Origin of the sequence: Xenorhabdus sp. TS4 (assembly GCF_014467265.1) — a bacterium.
Lineage (GTDB): Bacteria > Pseudomonadota > Gammaproteobacteria > Enterobacterales > Enterobacteriaceae > Xenorhabdus > Xenorhabdus ehlersii.
Genome location: NZ_NKHQ01000125.1, coordinates 1 through 19,088 on the forward strand (window position 1 = coordinate 1; position 19,088 = coordinate 19,088).

Annotated in this window: 23 protein-coding genes and 4 pseudogenes; 20 read left to right on the plus strand and 7 right to left on the minus strand. The window is 50.1% G+C overall.

All coding sequences use genetic code 11. The features are described from left to right. Positions 1–94: 94 nt before the first annotated feature. The 3 genes and pseudogenes from Xets_RS20225 to Xets_RS20235 form a co-directional block, all read right to left on the minus strand. Positions 95–514, minus strand: coding sequence for an H-NS family nucleoid-associated regulatory protein (locus Xets_RS20225; protein ID WP_187652467.1), 420 nt, complete (start codon positions 512–514; stop codon positions 95–97). A gap of 1 nt (position 515) precedes the next feature. Next, a complete protein-coding gene (locus Xets_RS20230; RefSeq protein WP_187652468.1) occupies positions 516–809 on the minus strand; it encodes a hypothetical protein in 294 nt (97 codons plus the stop codon). Between the two features lie 16 nt (positions 810–825). Then, positions 826–1,808 (minus strand): annotated as a pseudogene (locus tag Xets_RS20235) (plasmid stability protein StbA). Between the two features lie 499 nt (positions 1,809–2,307). Here Xets_RS20235 and mobI point away from each other — a divergent pair. From mobI to Xets_RS20250, 3 genes are read left to right on the plus strand one after another with little or no spacing between them, the layout of a single operon-like run. Further along, positions 2,308–2,847: a conjugative transfer protein MobI(A/C) gene (mobI, locus tag Xets_RS20240; RefSeq protein ID WP_187652469.1), complete on the plus strand. Its 540-nt coding sequence runs from the start codon at positions 2,308–2,310 to the stop codon at positions 2,845–2,847. A 4-nt stretch (positions 2,848–2,851) separates the two neighbouring features. Next, positions 2,852–3,139, plus strand: a complete 288-nt coding sequence (locus Xets_RS20245; RefSeq protein WP_187652470.1) for a hypothetical protein — start codon at positions 2,852–2,854, stop codon at positions 3,137–3,139. A 20-nt stretch (positions 3,140–3,159) separates the two neighbouring features. Beyond that, positions 3,160–4,224, plus strand: coding sequence for a plasmid replication protein (locus Xets_RS20250; protein ID WP_370588274.1), 1,065 nt, complete (start codon positions 3,160–3,162; stop codon positions 4,222–4,224). Positions 4,225–5,067: 843 nt separating this feature from the next. Here Xets_RS20250 and Xets_RS20255 read toward each other — a convergent pair. Both Xets_RS20255 and Xets_RS20260 read right to left on the minus strand, forming a co-directional pair. After that, complete coding sequence (locus tag Xets_RS20255; RefSeq protein ID WP_187652482.1) at positions 5,068–5,562, minus strand: hypothetical protein; 495 nt, start codon at positions 5,560–5,562, stop codon at positions 5,068–5,070. Continuing rightward, a pseudogene (locus tag Xets_RS20260) lies at positions 5,560–6,127 on the minus strand (phosphohydrolase); the annotation flags it as partial. The pseudogene Xets_RS20260 and the gene Xets_RS20255, both read right to left, overlap by 3 nt. Positions 6,128–6,542: 415 nt before the next feature. Here Xets_RS20260 and Xets_RS20265 point away from each other — a divergent pair. The 5 genes from Xets_RS20265 to Xets_RS28840 all read left to right on the plus strand — a co-directional run bounded on the left by Xets_RS20265 (position 6,543) and on the right by Xets_RS28840 (position 9,302). After that, the gene (locus Xets_RS20265) at positions 6,543–7,004 is read left to right on the plus strand and encodes a hypothetical protein (RefSeq protein ID WP_370588275.1); all 462 of its coding nucleotides are present in this window, start codon (positions 6,543–6,545) and stop codon (positions 7,002–7,004) included. A gap of 4 nt (positions 7,005–7,008) precedes the next feature. After that, a complete protein-coding gene (locus Xets_RS20270) occupies positions 7,009–7,530 on the plus strand; it encodes a hypothetical protein (RefSeq protein WP_187652472.1) in 522 nt (173 codons plus the stop codon). Between the two features lie 462 nt (positions 7,531–7,992). After that, complete coding sequence (locus Xets_RS20280; protein WP_187652473.1) at positions 7,993–8,466, plus strand: hypothetical protein; 474 nt, start codon at positions 7,993–7,995, stop codon at positions 8,464–8,466. 10 nt (positions 8,467–8,476) lie between these two features. Beyond that, positions 8,477–8,770, plus strand: a complete 294-nt coding sequence (locus Xets_RS20285; RefSeq protein ID WP_187652474.1) for a hypothetical protein — start codon at positions 8,477–8,479, stop codon at positions 8,768–8,770. Between the two features lie 4 nt (positions 8,771–8,774). Further along, on the plus strand, positions 8,775–9,302 hold the full coding sequence (locus Xets_RS28840; RefSeq protein ID WP_370588276.1) for a hypothetical protein: 528 nt from the start codon (positions 8,775–8,777) through the stop codon (positions 9,300–9,302). A 60-nt stretch (positions 9,303–9,362) separates the two neighbouring features. Here the strand turns inward: Xets_RS28840 and Xets_RS28845 are convergent, their stop codons facing one another. Next, positions 9,363–9,527 (minus strand): hypothetical protein, encoded by a 165-nt coding sequence (locus Xets_RS28845; protein ID WP_370588277.1) that lies wholly within the window; start codon positions 9,525–9,527, stop codon positions 9,363–9,365. Between the two features lie 104 nt (positions 9,528–9,631). On the opposite strand from Xets_RS28845, the gene Xets_RS20295 reads away from it, so the two are divergent. From Xets_RS20295 to Xets_RS20350, 12 genes and pseudogenes are all read left to right on the plus strand, one after another. After that, positions 9,632–10,591, plus strand: a complete 960-nt coding sequence (locus tag Xets_RS20295) for a S49 family peptidase (protein ID WP_187652475.1) — start codon at positions 9,632–9,634, stop codon at positions 10,589–10,591. Positions 10,592–10,606: 15 nt separating this feature from the next. Next, positions 10,607–11,467 carry a DsbA family protein gene (locus Xets_RS20300; RefSeq protein ID WP_187652476.1) on the plus strand — a complete coding sequence of 287 codons (861 nt, stop codon included), beginning with the start codon at positions 10,607–10,609 and terminating at the stop codon, positions 11,465–11,467. A 245-nt stretch (positions 11,468–11,712) separates the two neighbouring features. Further along, positions 11,713–11,883, plus strand: a complete 171-nt coding sequence (locus tag Xets_RS28850) for a hypothetical protein (protein WP_370588278.1) — start codon at positions 11,713–11,715, stop codon at positions 11,881–11,883. A gap of 286 nt (positions 11,884–12,169) precedes the next feature. Next, entirely contained in the window at positions 12,170–12,301 is a 132-nt protein-coding gene (locus Xets_RS24925) for a hypothetical protein (RefSeq protein WP_255430713.1), read from the plus strand. A gap of 10 nt (positions 12,302–12,311) precedes the next feature. After that, positions 12,312–13,646, plus strand: coding sequence for a group II intron reverse transcriptase/maturase (ltrA, locus tag Xets_RS20310; RefSeq protein ID WP_187652477.1), 1,335 nt, complete (start codon positions 12,312–12,314; stop codon positions 13,644–13,646). Positions 13,647–13,900: 254 nt separating this feature from the next. After that, positions 13,901–14,266: a hypothetical protein gene (locus Xets_RS20315; protein ID WP_187652478.1), complete on the plus strand. Its 366-nt coding sequence runs from the start codon at positions 13,901–13,903 to the stop codon at positions 14,264–14,266. After that, a complete protein-coding gene (locus tag Xets_RS28855; protein ID WP_370588279.1) occupies positions 14,260–14,502 on the plus strand; it encodes a hypothetical protein in 243 nt (80 codons plus the stop codon). Before Xets_RS20315 ends, Xets_RS28855 begins: the two co-directional genes overlap by 7 nt. Before the next feature lie 6 nt (positions 14,503–14,508). Next, entirely contained in the window at positions 14,509–14,706 is a 198-nt protein-coding gene (locus Xets_RS28860; protein ID WP_370588280.1) for a hypothetical protein, read from the plus strand. Further along, complete coding sequence (locus tag Xets_RS20325) at positions 14,703–15,227, plus strand: nitrite reductase (protein WP_187652479.1); 525 nt, start codon at positions 14,703–14,705, stop codon at positions 15,225–15,227. The genes Xets_RS28860 and Xets_RS20325 overlap by 4 nt, the downstream gene beginning before the upstream one ends. 32 nt (positions 15,228–15,259) lie before the next feature. Further along, the gene (locus Xets_RS20335; RefSeq protein WP_370588281.1) at positions 15,260–16,213 is read left to right on the plus strand and encodes a hypothetical protein; all 954 of its coding nucleotides are present in this window, start codon (positions 15,260–15,262) and stop codon (positions 16,211–16,213) included. Between the two features lie 81 nt (positions 16,214–16,294). Then, a pseudogene (locus tag Xets_RS20340) lies at positions 16,295–16,618 on the plus strand (thermonuclease family protein); the annotation flags it as partial. An 83-nt stretch (positions 16,619–16,701) separates the two neighbouring features. Beyond that, positions 16,702–17,559, plus strand: a complete 858-nt coding sequence (locus tag Xets_RS20350; protein WP_255430714.1) for a chromosome partitioning protein ParB — start codon at positions 16,702–16,704, stop codon at positions 17,557–17,559. A 136-nt stretch (positions 17,560–17,695) separates the two neighbouring features. Here the strand turns inward: Xets_RS20350 and Xets_RS28865 are convergent. After that, positions 17,696–18,840: pseudogene (locus tag Xets_RS28865) on the minus strand (IS701 family transposase). Positions 18,841–19,088 lie beyond the last annotated feature (248 nt).

Consider the following 19,088-nt stretch of genomic DNA (forward strand, 5'->3'; position numbering starts at 1 on the left):
CGTTAAAAGGGATGTGAAGTGAAGGCTCTCAGAGTCTGAACTAGTAACGCCCCTCTGGGGCGAAATCAAAGCCGCCTTCTATGAAGGCGGATTTTTACTTCTTTTGTGGGATACGGTAGCGCTCCAGCTCGACAGCCCCCAAGCCCTTGAAAGCATCAGGGCGACGTCCTTGCCCACTCCACGGAACCCCGTCTTTTGAATATTTAGCATTGTCAGGTTCTGATTTGCTCGTGAACATCTCGTTGAGTAGGTTGATGTCCACGCCGCAGGATTCCATATCGCTCATTATCCGCTCGGCCTGAGCTCGCTTTTCTTTTTCTTCTTCTTCTCGCTTTTTGTACTCTTCCTCCAATTCATTAAGAACGCCTTTCATTCTGTCAATGATTTCCCGAACTTCATCTAACGGGAGCCCTCGCAAGAGGGTTCGTATACGGCTTTTTCGCTTTAACTCTGCGATTATTAACTCTCTACGTTCAGCCGCTGATAGCGTAGAGAACTCCTTGTGGTCTTTCATGTCATACGGAACTCATCAGTTTTCTTTTAAGTGAATCACGTTGAAAGTTCAGTTTAGTGTCAACCTGCATGGGTTCGGATTGAGACTGTTCAGGTTGACGCTCTGAACTCTGTTGCTCAAAAGACCCAATGTTGCCAGAAAATCGAAGAGAATAAAGACCCAATAGAGCAAGGGCGCGTAGCCGATCACTACGTGCCTTATGCTGCATTTGGGATAGTTCACGATAGAGCTCCGGAAAAGCCTGCTCTGATATGTTCAGATTAGATATTTTTCCATCCCATTTGCTACCAGCCACCACGACCTCCTATTTATCAACCGCAGAACCAGAAGCCCCTGGCATTGGACGCCACGGAGTCGTTGGGCAGTACGATTCGGCTCTTAGGGAAAAGCTCTTTGGCCGCATCACGGTAAGCCTCAGCACCACCACCAGCCAGCAGAACGACGTCAGCATTCATCCCGTCCTCCCGCATCGACTTACGCATAGGGACCAGTGCGTTTTGAGCCACTTTGGTAGATGCTTTTTTGAAGTAATCTTGGATCGACACTTTTTCACCGTAGAGGAAAATTTCACACTTACCGGCGCGGATAGCTTTCTCGATTTTCTCAATGCCAGGAGCACCGCCATGATCCTCTTGGATAAGCCGATCAGTTTCCTGCAACAGAACCGACATTGCCTTGAGGCTGGTGCCAGATGAGTGGTAACGGACTTCTCCCTCTTCAAGAGCTACCCAGTCCACAGAGAAAAAACCTGGGTCAATCACAACGGTTTTCCCTCCCTGGATGATTTCGAGTAGGTCTTCGTCCTTGGTTGAGCTAACAACATCCATGTAAGCACCGGCAGGCTGAGGCACAACAACAACAGATTTAACTGAGACCGAGCGCTTTGGCGTGATCTGGTGTTCACCTTCCAGTCGCGCCTTTAACGCTTCTCTGCGTTCCGCTTCCATGTACTGACTTACAGGGAGGCCAGTCACCAGCACATCAATTTCCTTCTGCTCGGACATCAGGAGTGCTGCGTAAAATAGTGCCTTGTACGGATTAGTCGAAGGGTAGTCGCCGTGGAGTTCTCGTTCCCATCCTTGCAGTCGGTCCGGTTCAACACCTGCAACCCATTTCTCCCCATCAATCACAACCTGAATGCTTACCCCAGCACCACCAGTTAACTGCTTCGGCTTAGATCCAGCGGGCCAGCACCAACTGGCATAACAACAGTTCGAGCTTCCTCGCCTTTATGACCCATTACCATTTTCAGGTTGGAGTAGCCAATGTCCAAACCCAGAACAAACTGATTCATGAAATCCTCCAAAGATTGCTTTTTGATTGCTTTTCGATTGTTTTCCTCGTGATGGAAAGAGAATAAAGCGAAAGACGCGGCCAGATAGCCTCTGTAGTTGCCCAAAAGGGGCGTTTAGGTTGCTTTTCGATGGGTTTTTGATCGGTTGGTGACTGAAACATATGGGAACGCTGCACGGATAGGTCTAGTGCCACGAAACGCTACCTTCATTGAAATCCATTTTCCGCCCACCACTACAGGCTGGAGTGCAACATGTACATTGGAATCCAGCTTGCTTTATCCAATATATTTGGAATCTTGCCTCATAAATTCACATATTGAGATCGCAAGATAGAATTAGAAATCCAAGATTCCAGATAGATAGAGGGGAATTTGACAAATTCCAAAGATGGGGTAACCTAGTGGCAGAACTAGATTCCAATAGTGGAATAATCGACATTAGATTCCAGATAGATAGTTATATGGATAGGAATTGGATAGGAATTGGGAGGGTTTTGAGGTGAGTCTACCAACGGAGCGATGGCTAGATCTGCTAGATCCAAAGCTCGAAGAAGAACGATCTGAGATAACAGAGGATCTGCTAGAAGCAGAAGGTCGTGAGTTTGTTGCAGAGGTACGGAGCAAACTGGACCACGCCTTAGCGGTTCTTGCTGTAGAAGCACAGCAGGAAGCGGACATGTACTGGAACGCGCACAAATCAGCGCGTGAAGAAGCGTCAGAGGACGAACAAGGACGTGTCGGTACACGGGTTCGCATTCTCGGCGTATCACTCGTAGCTGAGTGGTATCGCAACAGATTTGTCGAGCAAGTCCCCGGTCAAAAGAAAAGGGTTCTATCAACACATATCAAGAAGGGTCGAGGTCACGCCTACAGCATGACGCACTTCAAGAAAGAGCCAGTCTGGGCACAAGAGTTGATCCAGCAAGTAGAAACCAGGTATGCCGCGTTAAGACAACGAGCCACTGCCTTAGCAAAAATTCGCCGGGCGCTTAACGAGTATGAGCGGCTGCTAAACAAGACACATAGCGACGAGGTGTGACAACATGACAGTATCTGTAGCGGCCACTGAACTGGCGAAGCTGGGGAAATGTGAAGCGATGATCAAGAAAGTCATCAGCCATCCTCGCCCTGCCCTGTCAAAGCGCCCACAATCGCCACAGGGGACAGATAGCACCCTTCGGGGTGAGTTTGCCCATTTCCGGTATGAAGCGGCAGCCCTGCGCTTCATGAGCAGCACTGCTGGGGCTAAGCGTCGCATCTACCAACTAGTGTTTTCAGCAACGGTAGCAGCGGGAGTTTTGACACTGCTGACGGAATGGACCACCAGCTAGAAAGTATCGACGGAACAATCATGAGCAAGAGAACCAAAGACAAAGACCTGGAGAAACTCGACATAATCAAAGACTCACCGCAAATGAGCCTGTTTGAGATCATTGAATCTCCGGCCAAGAAAGACGACTACTCCAACACCATTGAAATCTACGATGCGTTGCCTAAGTACATTTGGGACCAAAAGCGTGAACACGAAGATCTGTCCAATGCTGTAGTGACGCGACAATGCTCCATCAGAGGCCAGCAGTTCACGGTGAAGGTGAAACCGGCCATCATCGAGAAGGATGATGGAAGAACAGTGCTGATCTACGCGGGACAGCGAGAAGAAATCCTTGAGGACGCTCTACGCAAGCTCGCAGTGAACGGGAAAGGCCATATCATCGAGGGTAAGGCTGGCGTCATGTTCACTCTGTACGAACTCCAGAAAGAACTGTCGAAGATGGGCCACGGGTACAACCTGAACGAAATCAAGGAAGCTATTCAGGTTTGTCGTGGCGCAACACTCGAATGTATCAGTGATGACGGTGAAGCCTTCATCAGCTCCAGCTTCTTCCCGATGGTGGGACTGACCACCAGAGGTGAATTTCGCAAGAAAGGCGGTAACGCCAGGTGCTATGTGCAGTTCAACCCGCTGGTAAACGAATCGATCATGAATCTGTCGTTTCGTCAGTACAACTACAAAATCGGAATGCAGATCCGTTCCCCTCTCGCTCGGTACATCTACAAACGAATGAGCCACTACTGGACTCAAGCATCGCCAGATTCGCCTTACACGCCATCGCTTATCAGCTTTCTGACTCAGAGCCCTCGTGAGTTGAGCCCTCGAATGCCGGAGAACGTCAGAGCAATGAAACTTGCTCTGGAGGCTCTCATAAAGCAAGAAGTCATAAGCGACTACGACGCGAACCAGATCAAGGATGGCCGTAAGGTCATCGACGTGCGGTACGTGATAAGGCCCCATGAAAACTTCGTGAAGCAGATGATGGCATCCAACAAGCGCAAGCAGCAGACGGAGCTGCGAGCCATCAAACACGGCATGATCGACCACGACATCATTGACGAGTCCCAGCGCAAAGGGAGATAGCCACCAGGCAGGCCAGAAACGGCATGTCCCCATATATGGGTGAGCTGCACGGATGCTGCGAACTGGAACCCAGAGACAGCGGGGGCTGGAGCTCTATATGTGGGATCGTTGCACGGTAATCGGAAACGGAGTCTCTGTAGCGTGCAGATGAAGCCATAATGGCAGGTCGAAAAGCTGTTCTCGGTTTAGGTTATGCATATAAGTCATTGATAGTTAAAGATTGATGATATGGGAACGTTGCACGGAAGTTAGCTCAGAGCATCGTGATATATGGGAACTCTGCACGGTTGACGAAGCGGAACAAAGATTGACAGATCAGGACAAACCTAAAAAGGTAGTCAAACTGACTCTAATAGTCAAAAAGTGATCGCACTCACACAAAAAGAGGCCGAAAGTTATCCACATTTCCTGTGTATAAATGGGGTTTTGGTATATGGGTACGCTGCACGATCATATCTGGGTACACTGCACGGTGCAAAAAACAACCAAAATTGATATATGGGTACGTTGCACGCTCAAAAAAAAGTATGTGGGGCAACTGCACGTTTCACTCCGAATATATGGGAACGCTGCACGAACGCCAGATCTGATATGTGGGAGCGCTGCACGAATGATCTGTTTTGTAAGGATTTTGTGGAAAAAATAGAGGTTCCGTGTGGATAACGGTGAGTAAGATCCAGGGGCATATGGGAACGTTGCACGGCACCCTATGGGAACGTTGCACGTAACTATATGGGTTCGCTGCACGGAATAAAACTTAAAAAGTCAGCGCTGTCAATAAGTTATACCAGTTTTTAGAGTGCCTAACCTGTCTTTAACCGTTTTTATCCTTTATACGAAGATCTAAAGATCTTTATATTTATCCTTATGATCGATGAACAAAAAATAATCGCCATTGTTTCTTTTAAAAAAAGTCTCGTATGCAAGGTCAGACAAGACGAGTCTCACCAGTAAAGTAGGCATCAACAGCACAAAGTAACCAGATTCGTACATCACGGTTTTGATCAACAAAGGGGCTCTGGTAGATCTTCCTGAGATCCTTCCAGCGATCCACTGAAATGCAAAGAAAGAACCAAGCCCACAAAGCAACACCACAGCCACAGCGATAAGAGCATGTTCTCTCAGAACAGATTCACTCAAAAGCCCGTACTGCATACCCCACAATGCGAGTCTGCCTATGCCAAATCCAAGCCCCATTGCGACAGCACCACGGAGCAAGACTATTTTCAAAGACTGAAGCCATGTCAGCTCAAGATCCATCGCCTTTCTTGAGGAACGGCGCACCAGCACGATAGAGATCCCCAAACCCACTACTACCAAAAGAACAAAATCCAACATTGCCACCTCTACATCTATGACGTCGATTTTTTTTCTTAATACAGTTACACCAAAGGTTTGTTCATACTGAGCAATTTTCCCAGCTCTATCAAGGCCAGTAGCAGTAGTGACGAATCGTGGACCAGATACGCTGAGAATTGTAGATACAGGTCATGCACGGTTTCTACACGATGGGGGTGGCGTAGAGGTATTCTCCTTGAGCATTTCCCCTTCAAAGCCGCCCTCCAGCCACAAGAAGTACATTGGGATGCCCAGTTGCTCCCCGAGCCGACGGCAGTAATCACGCATGAAGGTCCAATCCATCAACGTCATGGTACCAGAACTCCACCTTTGACTTATCAACACCCATGTCCACCAACCGCAAATACGCAGCTATCGAATCCTTGCCTCCGGATAAGCAAACAATGATGTGGTCATACAAATTCAAGTCCACATCCGGCGCAGAAAAGCACGTTGTTCTATCGTCACAACAGTGAGTAGAAGAAATTCCCGTAAGAATCAACTCCAGTGATGGCAACACCACCTGATCATCGAACAGATCCCCTTGATTTTCTCGTCTCAACATAAGCCGCTCTTTTTTCTTTACTGGGTTGTTTTTATGATTTACAGTATCTTAAAATGATTCTGTAAAAAGTAAAGTTTTCAGAACGACTGATCACTCAAGAGAACTTGAGAAGCACCAGAAAGCAATCTAAAGGTGGTTTTTCGGTGATGTGTGTTCAGGAATAACCTGTCGCAGTTGATTGGAAATCATCAAGAAGTGGTTTTTGGGTGGGGTTACGGTTTAAGGGGGTGAGCATGTGGGAACGTTGCACGGTTAAAGGGAGCCGCATATGAAAACGATAAAGCGGTTCATCGTATGGGTGAATTATGGCCTTGAGGGCTAGAGCATTTTCGGTTCGAGCGATGACTGGGATGAAACGGTATCCACCCGATCGGAAGCGATAGACCAATGCAATATTGATGAGGATGACATCATCTTGGCAGAAAACAAAAACGAGCTGGTAGTGAAGCCTGCGGCCAAGCAGATGACAGAGTGGCACCGGGAACTGGAAGCTGTCCTTATGACCCTGGATGACTGCCGAATGGAATGCGATGGCATGACATGGGCAGTAAGCCACCTGCTGAACGAAGCCGGTGTCCCGCATGACTACATGTATGGCTTTGTGCGAAACGAACAGACCAAAGACATCGTGACGCCTCATTTCTGGGTTGTTCTGGATGATGGGTGGCTGGTGGATCTCAGGCTTCGCATGTGGCTTGGCGATCACGACAACATTCCTCACGGGGTATTCCATCCCGATAACGAATCCAGATTCTTCTACAAGGGAGACCCGGTTCAAAACCATAAAGGGATGAGGTTGGGCAAGGCTGTCCTGGACATCATGACCGACGGAAAACTTTCATATGTGAAAGTTCCTGAACGACAAGACGGAGAGTAATAGAGTGGAATTTGATTACGACAAGTCAGTATCGAGCGCACATCTTGAGGCCGCTGGTTGGGGGATGGATGCCTTTAACCACTCCAACCCATTTGAGAGCCACGTAATCTATATCCATGACTACCGCAACGATCACATCCGCCTGTTCACTATCAAGCAAGCCGATTTCGACACGATAAACCAGCCTCTTCACTTTACCTCCGACATGCTTGCTTCGGTGATCGCTGAGTTCGTATCGAAAGCAGCAAAGGGGAAGTTGAACGCTAAGGAGTCTGACAAGCTGGCTCCTACCTTGGTTGGCTACGCCAAATCAACAGAAACATACCGGAGCTGGCGGAGAGTGTCAGGGGTAACAGAGCGGTTGCACATGGTCATCAACATCTACGCAGGTTCCGGGGTGTTGAAGCCTTTCATAGCTCGGGCTCATGAGACAGTCCTGACTACCCAAGAGGTGATGGCCTTCTCATCACAGGTTAAGAGTATGGATGTCTCCAATCATCCTGAATGGTTTAAGGGTCGGGGGTAGTCATGAAGGCAGTTCTCTGGATATTCGCCCTAATTATCGCCCCTTTCGTCATTGCGAAAGGGGACCAGTGGCGCAAGCGCGGCATTGGAGACACCCGGTCATGGTGGAAGTCAGAGAACATGCCTTATGAGTTGCGCTCAGCTACTCTATTTTTGTCCGAACAGGACGTATCAACCACACAGCCGTTGCCAAGTACGGCTATGTCCGAACCGTTGTTGAGACAGTGGACGGAGATAGAGTCCGTTACATCAAGACAAACCTTCTCAGCGAAAAAGAAGTGGTCAAGCTGTGGCACCGCTACAAATCTCTTCGCTCTGGTCAGGTGAAGTCCACTTGTACCTGTGGAGGAAACTTTCACATGTGAAAGTTTTTGGGGTGAAAACGAGGTTGCCCAAATTGGGCGGCTAGGCGGGGTTGCATTTTTGAAAAATCCTGTACGCTGGTTGGTATAGGAGGTGAATCGTGACCCAGCTAAAACACAACCGCTTCGTCATGTTGGGGTCTCTGGTTGGAACTGTCGTGGCTGCTGCTAACGGATTGAGCTTTCTCACCCTGCTTGCTGGTGGAGTGGCTTTTCTCCAGGTCATGGCTTGGAAGCAGCAAGATGCAGTTCGGTGCCGACTCAAGGCCGCGAAAGCTGCATTTGAAGCGTTGAACGTCGTTGCGTTCGACAAGCACTGGGTAGGCTCAACCGCGACGGTCGCTAAGGTGTCGAACATGCTCACTCTGCCAGAACGACTTGATAAGCCCTGGGCAGTGCAAGTTCTGGCAGTAACCAAAAGTGGAACATGGTTCGCTGTGGATCTGCAAGTGACCGGCACTGACAAAGTTCAGATGCTCAGCCTCCACCAGCTTAGTGAAAAGGCAGCAAAGACCATGCTGGCCTTTGACCTCGAAGTGTATGAGAGATTTTTCGGAAAACCTGATGTTGCATGAGGACAATGTGATGGAAAAAGTCAAAAGCGTAGATGCTGTGGAGTTCACGGCAGCAGATAAGAAGGCGATGACCCATGCGGCATACGCCCAATGTTTCTTCATTCTGGCCCAGACGCTGGTCTTCCCTTCCCTGGGGGTGGCTGGTGCTATGGTTGCAGCCGTGTGCGGCATGATGCCCTGGTTGCCCAATTTCGCCAAAGAGGCTCCATCGAAAGCCTTTGGGATGGTGATGGCCTCTCTCTGCCTGGCCCCTGTCTACGGGAAACTCTGTGAGTTCGTGATCCACGCGGTTCAGGGAGCCTGAGCTTATGGGGGTAGTACGATCTCCCTATCTCTTGGCTGAGCTTAAAGAACGTGGGTGTGCTGATGAATCTGCTCTGGCTGAGATCATGCAGCCCGGATACCGGATTGGAGAGGAGGACCTGCGAGTGTTGGCCGCTAAGCTAGGGATTGATGTATCTGAGTTAGCTCCAGCACCAGAGAGCGCGGCGAACACTCGGTTCAAAGCAAAGCTAAGAGGAGGTTTAGCCTCCTTTCTTTTTGAGTACGAGGGGTGTTTCCGACATGCAGAAGGCTCCAGTCACGCTGAGATGCTGGGTATCGAGCAAGAAGACGATATTGGCCTTCCGAGCCGAGCTGCTGATGCCATGCTCCTGGAAAAGACACTCTACCAAGTGATTGCTCGTGCCAAGTACATGCTGAGTAAGATCGACAGCAAGTTTGTCAGGTCAGAACAAGCAATTGAGTTCCGGGAGCAACTTACACCTGCTTCAAGCCCGGATACAGAGGGTTTCGGTTTAAAGAAGCTGCTGCTGGGGACTTGCTTACTGTCCTGATTGACGGTCGGAAGTTTAATTGCGTTGCCAGCATAGCCAGAGCGCATGGGCTTGACCCAGTTACTGTGCGTAGGTGCATTGCGCATTGCGGATACAGGAAAGGCCGCAGATAAACTCACCAATGATGAGTGGAAGCTCATCCTCGCCAAGAAGAAAGGTAAAAGTAAGCTCTTCACTTATCTGGACAGGACCTACAGCAACATCGCACAGTTCTGTCGTGAGCATCAGCTCAACACCAACCTTGTTTACTAGAAAGTCAAAGAACGGGCTGATAGCGCTGATGAAAAGTTCTGGGGACAGATTATCGAAACATGCAAAAGGAAAGACTAATGGCTGAAAACAAAGAGATCCCCTGGGAAAAAGAACTCATTGAGAAGTACATGTTCACCCTCCACAAAGAGCAGGTGAAAGACCGCCGCTGGCGGACCATGATTCGCGTACTCCGGGCTTCGGGTTTCGTGCTTCTCATGATCGGCCTCATCATCTTGGCATCTAATCCAGATGGGATGCCGTGGCAAAGTGCCAAGGCGGGAGTCCCTCACACTGCGTATATCAACATCCGTGGTGAAATTGCGGCTGGCACACTGGCGGACGCAGATCACCTTATCCCGCCCATCCAAGCTGCATTCGACAACCTGAACTCCCAGGCTGTCGTGCTTCGCATAAACAGTCTTGGTGGTAGCCCAGTTCAAGTGGGACGAATTTATGAAGAAGTGAAGGCGCAGCGAGCACTGCATCCGGAGAAAAAAGTCTACGCCATCATTGATGACATCGGTGCTTCTGGCGGTTACTACATCGCCTCTGCTGCGGATGAAATCTATGCTGACCGCGCCAGTCTGGTCGGTTCTATCGGCGTCATCAGTTCCGGGTTCGGATTCACCGGCTTGATGGACAAACTCGGCATCGAGCGCCGAGCTATTACTTCCGGAGAGCAAAAAGCGCTTCTCGACTCATTCTCCCCTCTCACCTCTGACATGAAGAAATTCTGGGAGGGCGTTCTATCTAAAACCCACCAGCAGTTCATCGAAAGAGTGAAGGCTGGACGGAGTGATCGACTGAAAGACGACCCAGAGGTGTTTTCTGGATTGCTCTGGAACGGTGAGCAGGCCAAAGACATTGGACTGATTGATGGCCTGGGTAGTTTGAACTCCGTGGCGCGAGATGTCATTCATCAGACCAACTTGGTGGACTACACACCAACCGAAGACATCATCCGCCGACTGACCCAACGAGCGAAGCTCGAAGCCAGTTCCTTCGTGCAAGAACTCAGCGCTGTGAAAGTTTACTGATAGGAGCAGTTTGACATGACAGAACAAAGTACCAGATCACTACGTCTCGGGGTTGCTGCCGCCCTTTTTTTGGGCCTCGTAGGAACCGGTTTCGGCATTTACCAGTTCGTGAAAGAGAAGGAGCTGGCGCAAGAGATCGCCAGCGTGAAATCCACAATCAACCAGGTGAAGGATGCCGAAGGCGTCACCTTCAAGAGCAAGACAGAATTTGAAGCCGCTGTGGCCGAAAGTATCAACAAGTTTGTCGCGCAGAAACAACAAGCTGACATCGATCAGAAGTATGTCCAGTTCGAGGCAGCACCTGAAAAGGTCGAAGACGGCAAGCACATCTATGGGGACCTTGGTGCTCGATTCACGCTGGTGGAGTTCTCTGATTTGGAGTGTCCATTTTGTAAGCAATTCCATGACACACCAAAACAGATTGTGAATGCCAGCAAAGGCAATGTGAACTGGCAGTGGAAGCACATGCCCCTCGACTTTCATAACCCGACTGCTCACAAGGAAGCCCTGGCCGCTGAATGTATTGCTGAGCAGAAGGGCAACCGAGGCTTTTGGGTCTTCGTGAACAACGTTTTCCACCGTTCTCAAGGTAATGGTCGCGGCGTTGATGACCTTGCTTCTGTGGTCATGGGCGTTGGGGTAGATCTGGATGCTTTCCGAGAGTGCCTCGGTTCTGGCAAGTACGAAGACAAGGTTGAAGCCGACATCCAGAAAGCCAAGAGCTACGGCGTCAACGGGACACCGGCAACCTTTGTCGTGGACAACCATACCGGCAAGAGCCAGCTCCTCGGCGGCGCTCAACCGGCACAAGCCATCATGGCGGTGATGCGAAAAATGATGATTGAGTCGCAGCAAGACGACTCAGCGAACAAATAAAACTTCCACATGTGAAAGTGGAGTGAGAACTGATGATCAAGATAGCAACTAAGTTGGGATGTCTGCTGATGGGGTTGTTTGCCCTGTCAGCTTGTTAAAGCGTCCCTCAACCAAGCAACGAATACAAGAAGGCTCACAATGATACCAAGCAGGTATGCGCTGCATGTGCTCTGGTTGGGAATGACCTGCTGGTGGCCCTCAACAAATCATGCGACACGCCCATGACTCCTGAGGGGTTTACCGGCGTGATGAACAGCAACCCGATGTTTGCCGCCATGATGGCAATTAACTCCATTGGTGGAACCGACGTATATCAGGTTTATCGTGATGCGGCCATCGACACCCTGCGGTGCAATGAGATGGACAGTGCGCTGGGCAAAGCTGTACTGATCTTGCGGGTGAAAGTCCCGTCGTAGAAAGGGATTAGCCAGACCACTACGTAGCGAGTCTTGCATCACCGGCGGTAACAAAGGAGATGAAGCGTAGACAGCGAAACATTCGAGCCGAAACCAAAAGGTGAACGTGATAGCTCCGAAATACATTTAATCGTGTGTGCCGATAGTTTTGTCCAGCTAGCAGGCAGCAGCGTCTGAATGGTCATACTGGTAACTACCCATTCAGCAGCACACACCGGAGCCGCAGGCGTCGGCGAGTCTGTAGAGAACAGTCCGGAACCCAGGAGATCCTGATATTTCTCAATGAATGAGTATTTCGGGCGCAAGTGCTAAAACACAAGGCCTGAGAAACGAGTATCAGGAAGTCGGAGTCAGCCATAGTAGCCGTGAAACGGGTAATGACCGTGGAGCGAAGGGCTGGCAGACAGATCGAACGTAAGAGGGTAACAATGACCGTACACAGCAACGACGGAGTATCATGGTTAACGAAACTTGAGCGTATAGGCAAGAAATCAGCAGGTAACAAGCAGCAGGTGTTCAATAATTTAGGACATTTGTTGAACGGTGACATGCTGAAATGGCAATTCCAGCGGCTGGACGGGAGTAAAGCCGTGGGTATTGATCGCATGACAAAAGCCGCTTACGGTGAACATTTGGATGAGAATATACAACATCTTATCCTGCGGATACGCAGAGGGACGTATCACCCGAAAGCAGCCCGGATAACCGAGATCCCAAAAGAGGATGGCAGTAAACGGCCTCTGGCCATTTCGTGCACAGAGGATAAACTTGTCCAGCTTACGGTCAGTGATATCCTCAGCCGGATTTATGAACCGTTGTTTATGCCCTGTTCCTATGGCTTCCGGCCGGGATTAAATTGCCATGCGGCATTAAAGGCACTGCAACAGCAAACATTCCATAACTGGAATGGAGCGGTAGTAGAAATTGACATCCGAAAGTATTTCAACATGATACCTCATGATGAGTTAATGAATATACTTCGGAAGAAAATATCAGATCGCCGTTTCCTCAGATTGATCGAGGTATTAATCACGGCGCCCGTCATAGTGGGTAAAGAGATGTCCAGCAATGTGTGCGGATGTCCGCAAGGTTCAATCCTGTCGCCGATACTGGCCAATATCTACCTGCATCATGTCATAGATGAATGGTTTAATGAAATCAGCCACTCTCATATTCACGGACGGGCAGAGATGGTGAGGTATGCCGATGATATGGTATTCACTTTCCAGTATCCCAGCGAAGCCAAACGTTTCTATAAGGTGTTACCTAAGAGACTGAGCAAATTTGGTCTTGAGCTGCACCGTGACAAATCGCAGTTAATCCCTGCGGGTCACATAGCAGCAATGAGAGCCAGTCAGTCTGGAAAACGCCTGCCGACGTTTCACTTTCTGGGGTTTACCTGTTATTGGGGGAAAACGCGAAAAGGCTTCTGGCGGCTGAAGTTAACCAGCCGAAAAGACCGTTTTGCAGCCAAATTGAAGGGACTCAGGGACTTCCTTTGGAAGAATCTGAATACGACTGACAAAAGGCTTATCCTGAATACCGTCATCAGAGTGATCAGAGGCTGGATAAATTACCACGGTATCTCTGATAACCAGAGACGAGTCGGGCAGTTTATCTACCAAAGTACGCGAATAATCTACCGATGGTTCAACCGTCAAGGGGGACGCCGCCGACTGACGTGGAAGAAACTGAATCTGATCCTGAAAATGCTGGGTTATCCGTTACGATGGAAAACACATTCAATGTTCAATTCTTGCTGAATATGTGTGGGGGCACGGATCTGTCGGGAGCCGGATGCGGTAGTTCCGCACGTCCGGTTCTGCGGAGGGGGCTGTCTGGGTGACCGGACAGCTCTACTCATCCCTGGCCTGAACGGACCAAGCTGAGTTTCCAGCAACCCGACATGCAAAAGGCGCTGGCCTTGAAGGTTTCTGCCAGTCAGCAGAAGGCAAATTAACTTTCACATGTGAAAGTTAGGTCCCTTAGGGACCTGATTTCGCGATGAGGTGAACCAATGGAGTTACAAGAAGCAAAAGGAGCTCTCGATATCCTTCATTCCCACAAAGCCTCAGCGCCTTTGAGGCTTGTCATCCACCAGCCTGGAGGGATTGGTGGAACCCCTACCGTGGGGATGAAAACTATTCATGCTGGGTTTGACTGGGACAGCAACACTATCCTGATCTACCCAGAAGAGCAGCTCACTCGGTTGACCCCAGATGAGGTGGCCGCCATCACAAAGTCAGTATCAAAGGGACAGTCCTGGCATTCATATCAGCAGTTCAAGAAGTATCGGAAACAGTTGGCCGAAGCCACAGAAGAAATTAGTAGGCTCAGAGCTGAGCTGGACAGGTATCAGAACAATGGGGGGGAAGAATGCTAAAACGCGGAATAATCAACCTCACTGCCAGCTACATCATTGTCGATGCCCTACTCCGGAACGCGGCAATTTGGATATTTGGCCTGCCCTTCTCTGTTGGTGGTGCTTACGTTGTTGGTGAAGCCAGTGCATGGATCGTCTACCTCGCCACCTCCGGCGTATTGACACTTTGCTCTGTCGTAACAGCCTACCTGCTCGTGACCTATCACAGATGGGGTTTGATGGCGGCCAGAGTGTGACTGTTGTTGAGCGCCTGTCTAAACGGCTATGCCGTCTACTTGAGTAGCCACAACGTCCAGTTGGTGGTGGCTCTATTTCCCAGCCTATTCATTGCTCTGTGGATGCTCAAGACCCTTGAACAACCGGCAGTTAAGGGAACGTACAAGGTAATCGCTGATCTTCACCGTCAGCTATGGGGAATGTTGAAGGGGCAAACACAATGACGACGAATACTCAAAACGTGAATGCCAACCAGGAGAAGTCATTCCGAGATATGCTTATTCCCGCCCTGCTGTTTTATGTGGTGATGACAGGCATGTTTGTGGGGTTTGACGCCTTCATGGACAAACCCGCCAGCATGAATCTGCCGTTCATGCCGTTCTTTGTCTCGATGGTAAGTTTTACCAGTGACGCCCGTCGAGAGTGGGGCTGGCGGAATGGGATTAAGGTGGTGGCTGTTGTGACGACGGTAGCGATGCTGTTTGCATTCATCTACCAGATTGTGGTCGGAGAGATGAACCTCTTTGGGGTTGGCATATACCCCGCATCGGCTTTGCTTCTACTTGCGATTATCTGGGTGATTCGCTCGATTGGAAAAACGGCACCTTTTCAATTTCTCGGGCGACATCTGGCTAGGTTTGGTGCATCGAAGTGGGTCCAGCGTACTGCCGCAGTAATTGTGCTCGCAGGTGGCCGCAGAACTAATCAAGGAAGAAGCCGGATACTGGTTGCTAGAGCCTCGTGACCAGAAAACGCCGGTCAAGGTGAATAAGCAAGATGAAAACAAACGCGCTTTCACACACATGGGGGACGCCCTTCGCTGGGCCGGTGATCCTGAGCTTGCAAAGCAGTTCGATGCCCAAGGGGAAGAAAATGCAAATTCGTGACTACATGACAAAGTTGTTTGACGCAATCGGTGATACAAAGGAAGTCACTAGAGAAATGCTTCTGGATCAGGCGGAGCTCATTCACACGATCAGCGATAAGTGTCAGAGCACCGGTCTATTTCTGGATAGCCAAGCTCATTTCAACCAGTTCATTCAAGAGATTGAGGCAGATGACAAGGTAGAGGATCGGTTGCTTCATGCTTGGTGTTGGTTATTGGATCGAATAGTGAAGGCTCCGACATCCTTCCACATGGACGGGGCTGTGATTTTGACGATGCCTCTGGTCGCCAGATACCTGCCACCGGTTGAGCGAGAGCCTGAAACTATCGTGGTGAATCTCGATGAGGACTACAAGGCCCCTGTAGACGAAAAACCTCTCCGCGAGCTCGTCATGGAACGGCGGCATTGGCCGCTTGGTGCAACATGCGCGACCCAAGAAGCGGACGGGGAAATCATTTACTGGGATGCCCCAGTCGATGAGGTAGAGAAAAGCAGAAAGGTAGTCGGTAAGCACGGCATTATGGCCGAAGTCGGGTTAAAGCATCAGGTCGATGCCTGGTATGCAGACATGGACGATACCCAGTTCGCAACCGACTGGAACACAGCAGTCATTACTCCTCACTGCTTACTGCTTTCCTATCTGGATGTGCTTCAAAAGGACAAAGTTCCATTTGATAAGGGAGTGCAGCTCGCCGCCGAATGGGTAAAGCAACTCGGGGGAGAGTCTCGGGAAGATACCCAAAAAGCGCTAGAGACAGGGGCTACGGTGCTTTCTCTGGGGAGAGCTACAGCTCATTGCTTTAAACCCTATCCGGACACAGAAAATTTCTATTACGAGGCCTAAGCCTCTCCCACAGACAAGAAGGCTCTGTTGGGCCAAGGCTTTGTCTGGTATGAAAAAACAAGTAATTTGGTTGGAGTGATTATGAGGTTAGGTTTTACGAAGAAGACGCGGGTTTCAGCGTTCTTGGCTGTAATGCTGGTTGTGGCCCCTAAAGTGTGGGCCGAAACCTTCACAGCGAAGGTTGTGGGGGTGTCTGACGGTGATACGGTCAAGGTTTTAACTGAACAAAGCTGTGACTCAGGGAATGACTGTCGAAGCGGCAAAGTCCAGTACCGGGTAAGGCTGGCGGAAATCGACACCCCAGAGAAGAAACAACCCTACGGCTCAAAGGCGAAACAGGCATTGTCCGATCTGGTGTTTGGTCGAATGATCACAGTAGAGCAAAAAGACAGCCAGCAGGAGGGAGAAGCTCCTGAGGGACCTCCTGCATACGAGGACACCTGTTCACAAATTTGAGGCGATAGCGAAGGGCAAAGAGTTGGACAGGAATGCAGACATGTGAAAGCCTTGTCAGGTGTCTTTTTATTATTTACGGTATCGAAAATCGATTCTATAAAGTGAGCAGGTCACAAGGAGAACCAACGAATGGCTGTTATCAACTCACTCCGCGCTCTCAAAGGTGTAACCGCCCCCGAAGAACTGAAAAAGGGGATGGATTCACTATCGCTCCTCAGCTTCTGCTGGAAGAGGAAGGGTTTAACACCCGTGGCGCTTTCTGCGAGAACTACTACGAGCGCCCGGACATCAAGGCTGGTATTCGAGTGCTGGCCGATGCCTACAAGCGTGGCGACTATGTTCCGCCGATCATCGTCAAGGTTATCGACGGAAAGGTATATGTCCGTGAAGGGCATCGCCGTCGCCGTACCATTCTGCTCGCTATCGAGGACGGTGCCGACATTCAGTTCGTGCAGGTCGTGGAGCATAAAGGTGATGAAACTGAACAAAGCCTACTAATCGCCACCAGCAACGACGGGCTCCCTCTTTCTCCGCTTGAGCGAGCGGTGATCTACGCTCGGCTTGCAAACTGGGGATGGAGTGACCTGATGATTGCCCAGCGTGTTGGGCGCTCGGCTGAGCACGTTCGTATCGCCCGTGCTCTTCTGGAGATGCAGCTCGAACTGAAACGGATGATTCTGGAAGGCTCAGTGGCTGCCACCTATGCTCAGGAGCTCTACAATGAGCACGGCACCAACGCAGTTGAGATCCTGAAAAAAGCGCAGGAAAAACAGGCCAATGGCAATGACGGTAAGAAGGCCCCGAAGAAACTGACCAAGAAGTTTGTTGAGAAAGGTCCGCGCCTGGGCAAAAAAGTGGTTGAAGCCATGCACCTAGTATTACAGTCGTAACTGCTTTATGGGCAGATATTCCTTCCGGTGGCGGTCATGACATTGTTGCGCATAGTACTGATGTCGCCGCCGCCAGTCTGACCAAGATAAAATCTGTTTTAGGGTTTCTCCTGCCTTCATCATTTTTGACAACAACTTACGCAGTTCCGATACACTCAGGGCTACCCGTCCCTCCGGCGTTTTTTTTCTCCTGAATTCGCAAAACCGCCAGTACCGCATGGGCCAATAATGACAACGTAATATGCCGATACCAGCTATGCCACTGCCGGACTTCGTAATGATCCAGACCCCATTCCCCTTTCGTTTCCTCAAAGCCGCTTTCGATTTCCCAGCGATGCCCGGCCACCTGAACCAACGTGTTGAGGTCTGCCTGGTCTTTGTGTGCATAAACAACATAATAAGCCCGTTCTTGTTTATCATCCCGGCTACGCCGGATCAGGAGATAATGACCATAGCAGCGTTCTTCTTCACTCATCTGTAAACGCCAGAGCGGGATCCGCGCCCAGTCATACCAACGCTCTCCCTTTGTTCCCAACCCGGCTGACTGTTTTTCCCCATCGTCAGCCGTCAGACTGGCGGCAATCACGTCCGCTCTGACATAGCAAGGTGCTTGCCACCAAAGTGGGTCATTCTTAGGGAGCGCGAGGACAAAAGGTTGATACTGGGCTTCCAGCCAGCATCGCAAGCGGCGGTCACCCAACGGCAAGGCACGCCCGCGCTGAAGACTCGCTCCAGCACTTGCCGGGCAAGCTGAGGTTTGGTGGCAAAGTTCACCGAATCAGGAATGCCGGCGGCTTCGCAACGCGGGCGATCCGCCGTTCACTGTTCGGGCAGGGATAATGCCCGGTCAATAAAAGCATGACCGCCATGACCGGCATAACACAGGAAGACGCCTATCTGACTGTTTTCGACCCGCCCGGCGGTGCCGCTATATTGGCGTTGGACGCCGGCAGAATGGGTGCCCTTTTTGATAAAGCCGGTTTCATCAATGATAAGAATACCTTGCTCATCACCCAGATGTTCAGTGACATAGTCGCGTAAGACATCGCGGGCGGCTTCTGCATCCCAGTGGGCGCGCTCCAGAAAATATTGAATGTTATCCGGCGAGCGTTCACCGAGCCATTCAGCCAGTTGCCAGCCATTTTTACGTTCAACATCACTGAGTAATCCCCGAAGATAAGCCAGACAACGTTGTTGAGAACTCGCAGAGTGAAACAGCGAAGTCAGACGGGAATGGGCGGTCAGGAGCTCTTGTTCCCAGAGATTGATAGGTGAGGCCATGTGGCACCTCCCTTAGGGTGAGGAAGAAGGGAGATAGCTATCATGACACAATATTAACTACGACTGTAGTATTAGCTGCGATACTGCACTACATAAGAAGATCAATGTAGATTACAGTTACAGCAGCCACACCATAAGCAGAAGAATCGTTTACTCATAACTGAATGCCACCTCCTGCGGAGGTGGTCATCGACAGATTGGCTCTGCCAGTAAGGCTACTCATGGGAAAATCCGAACTGTTATCCCCA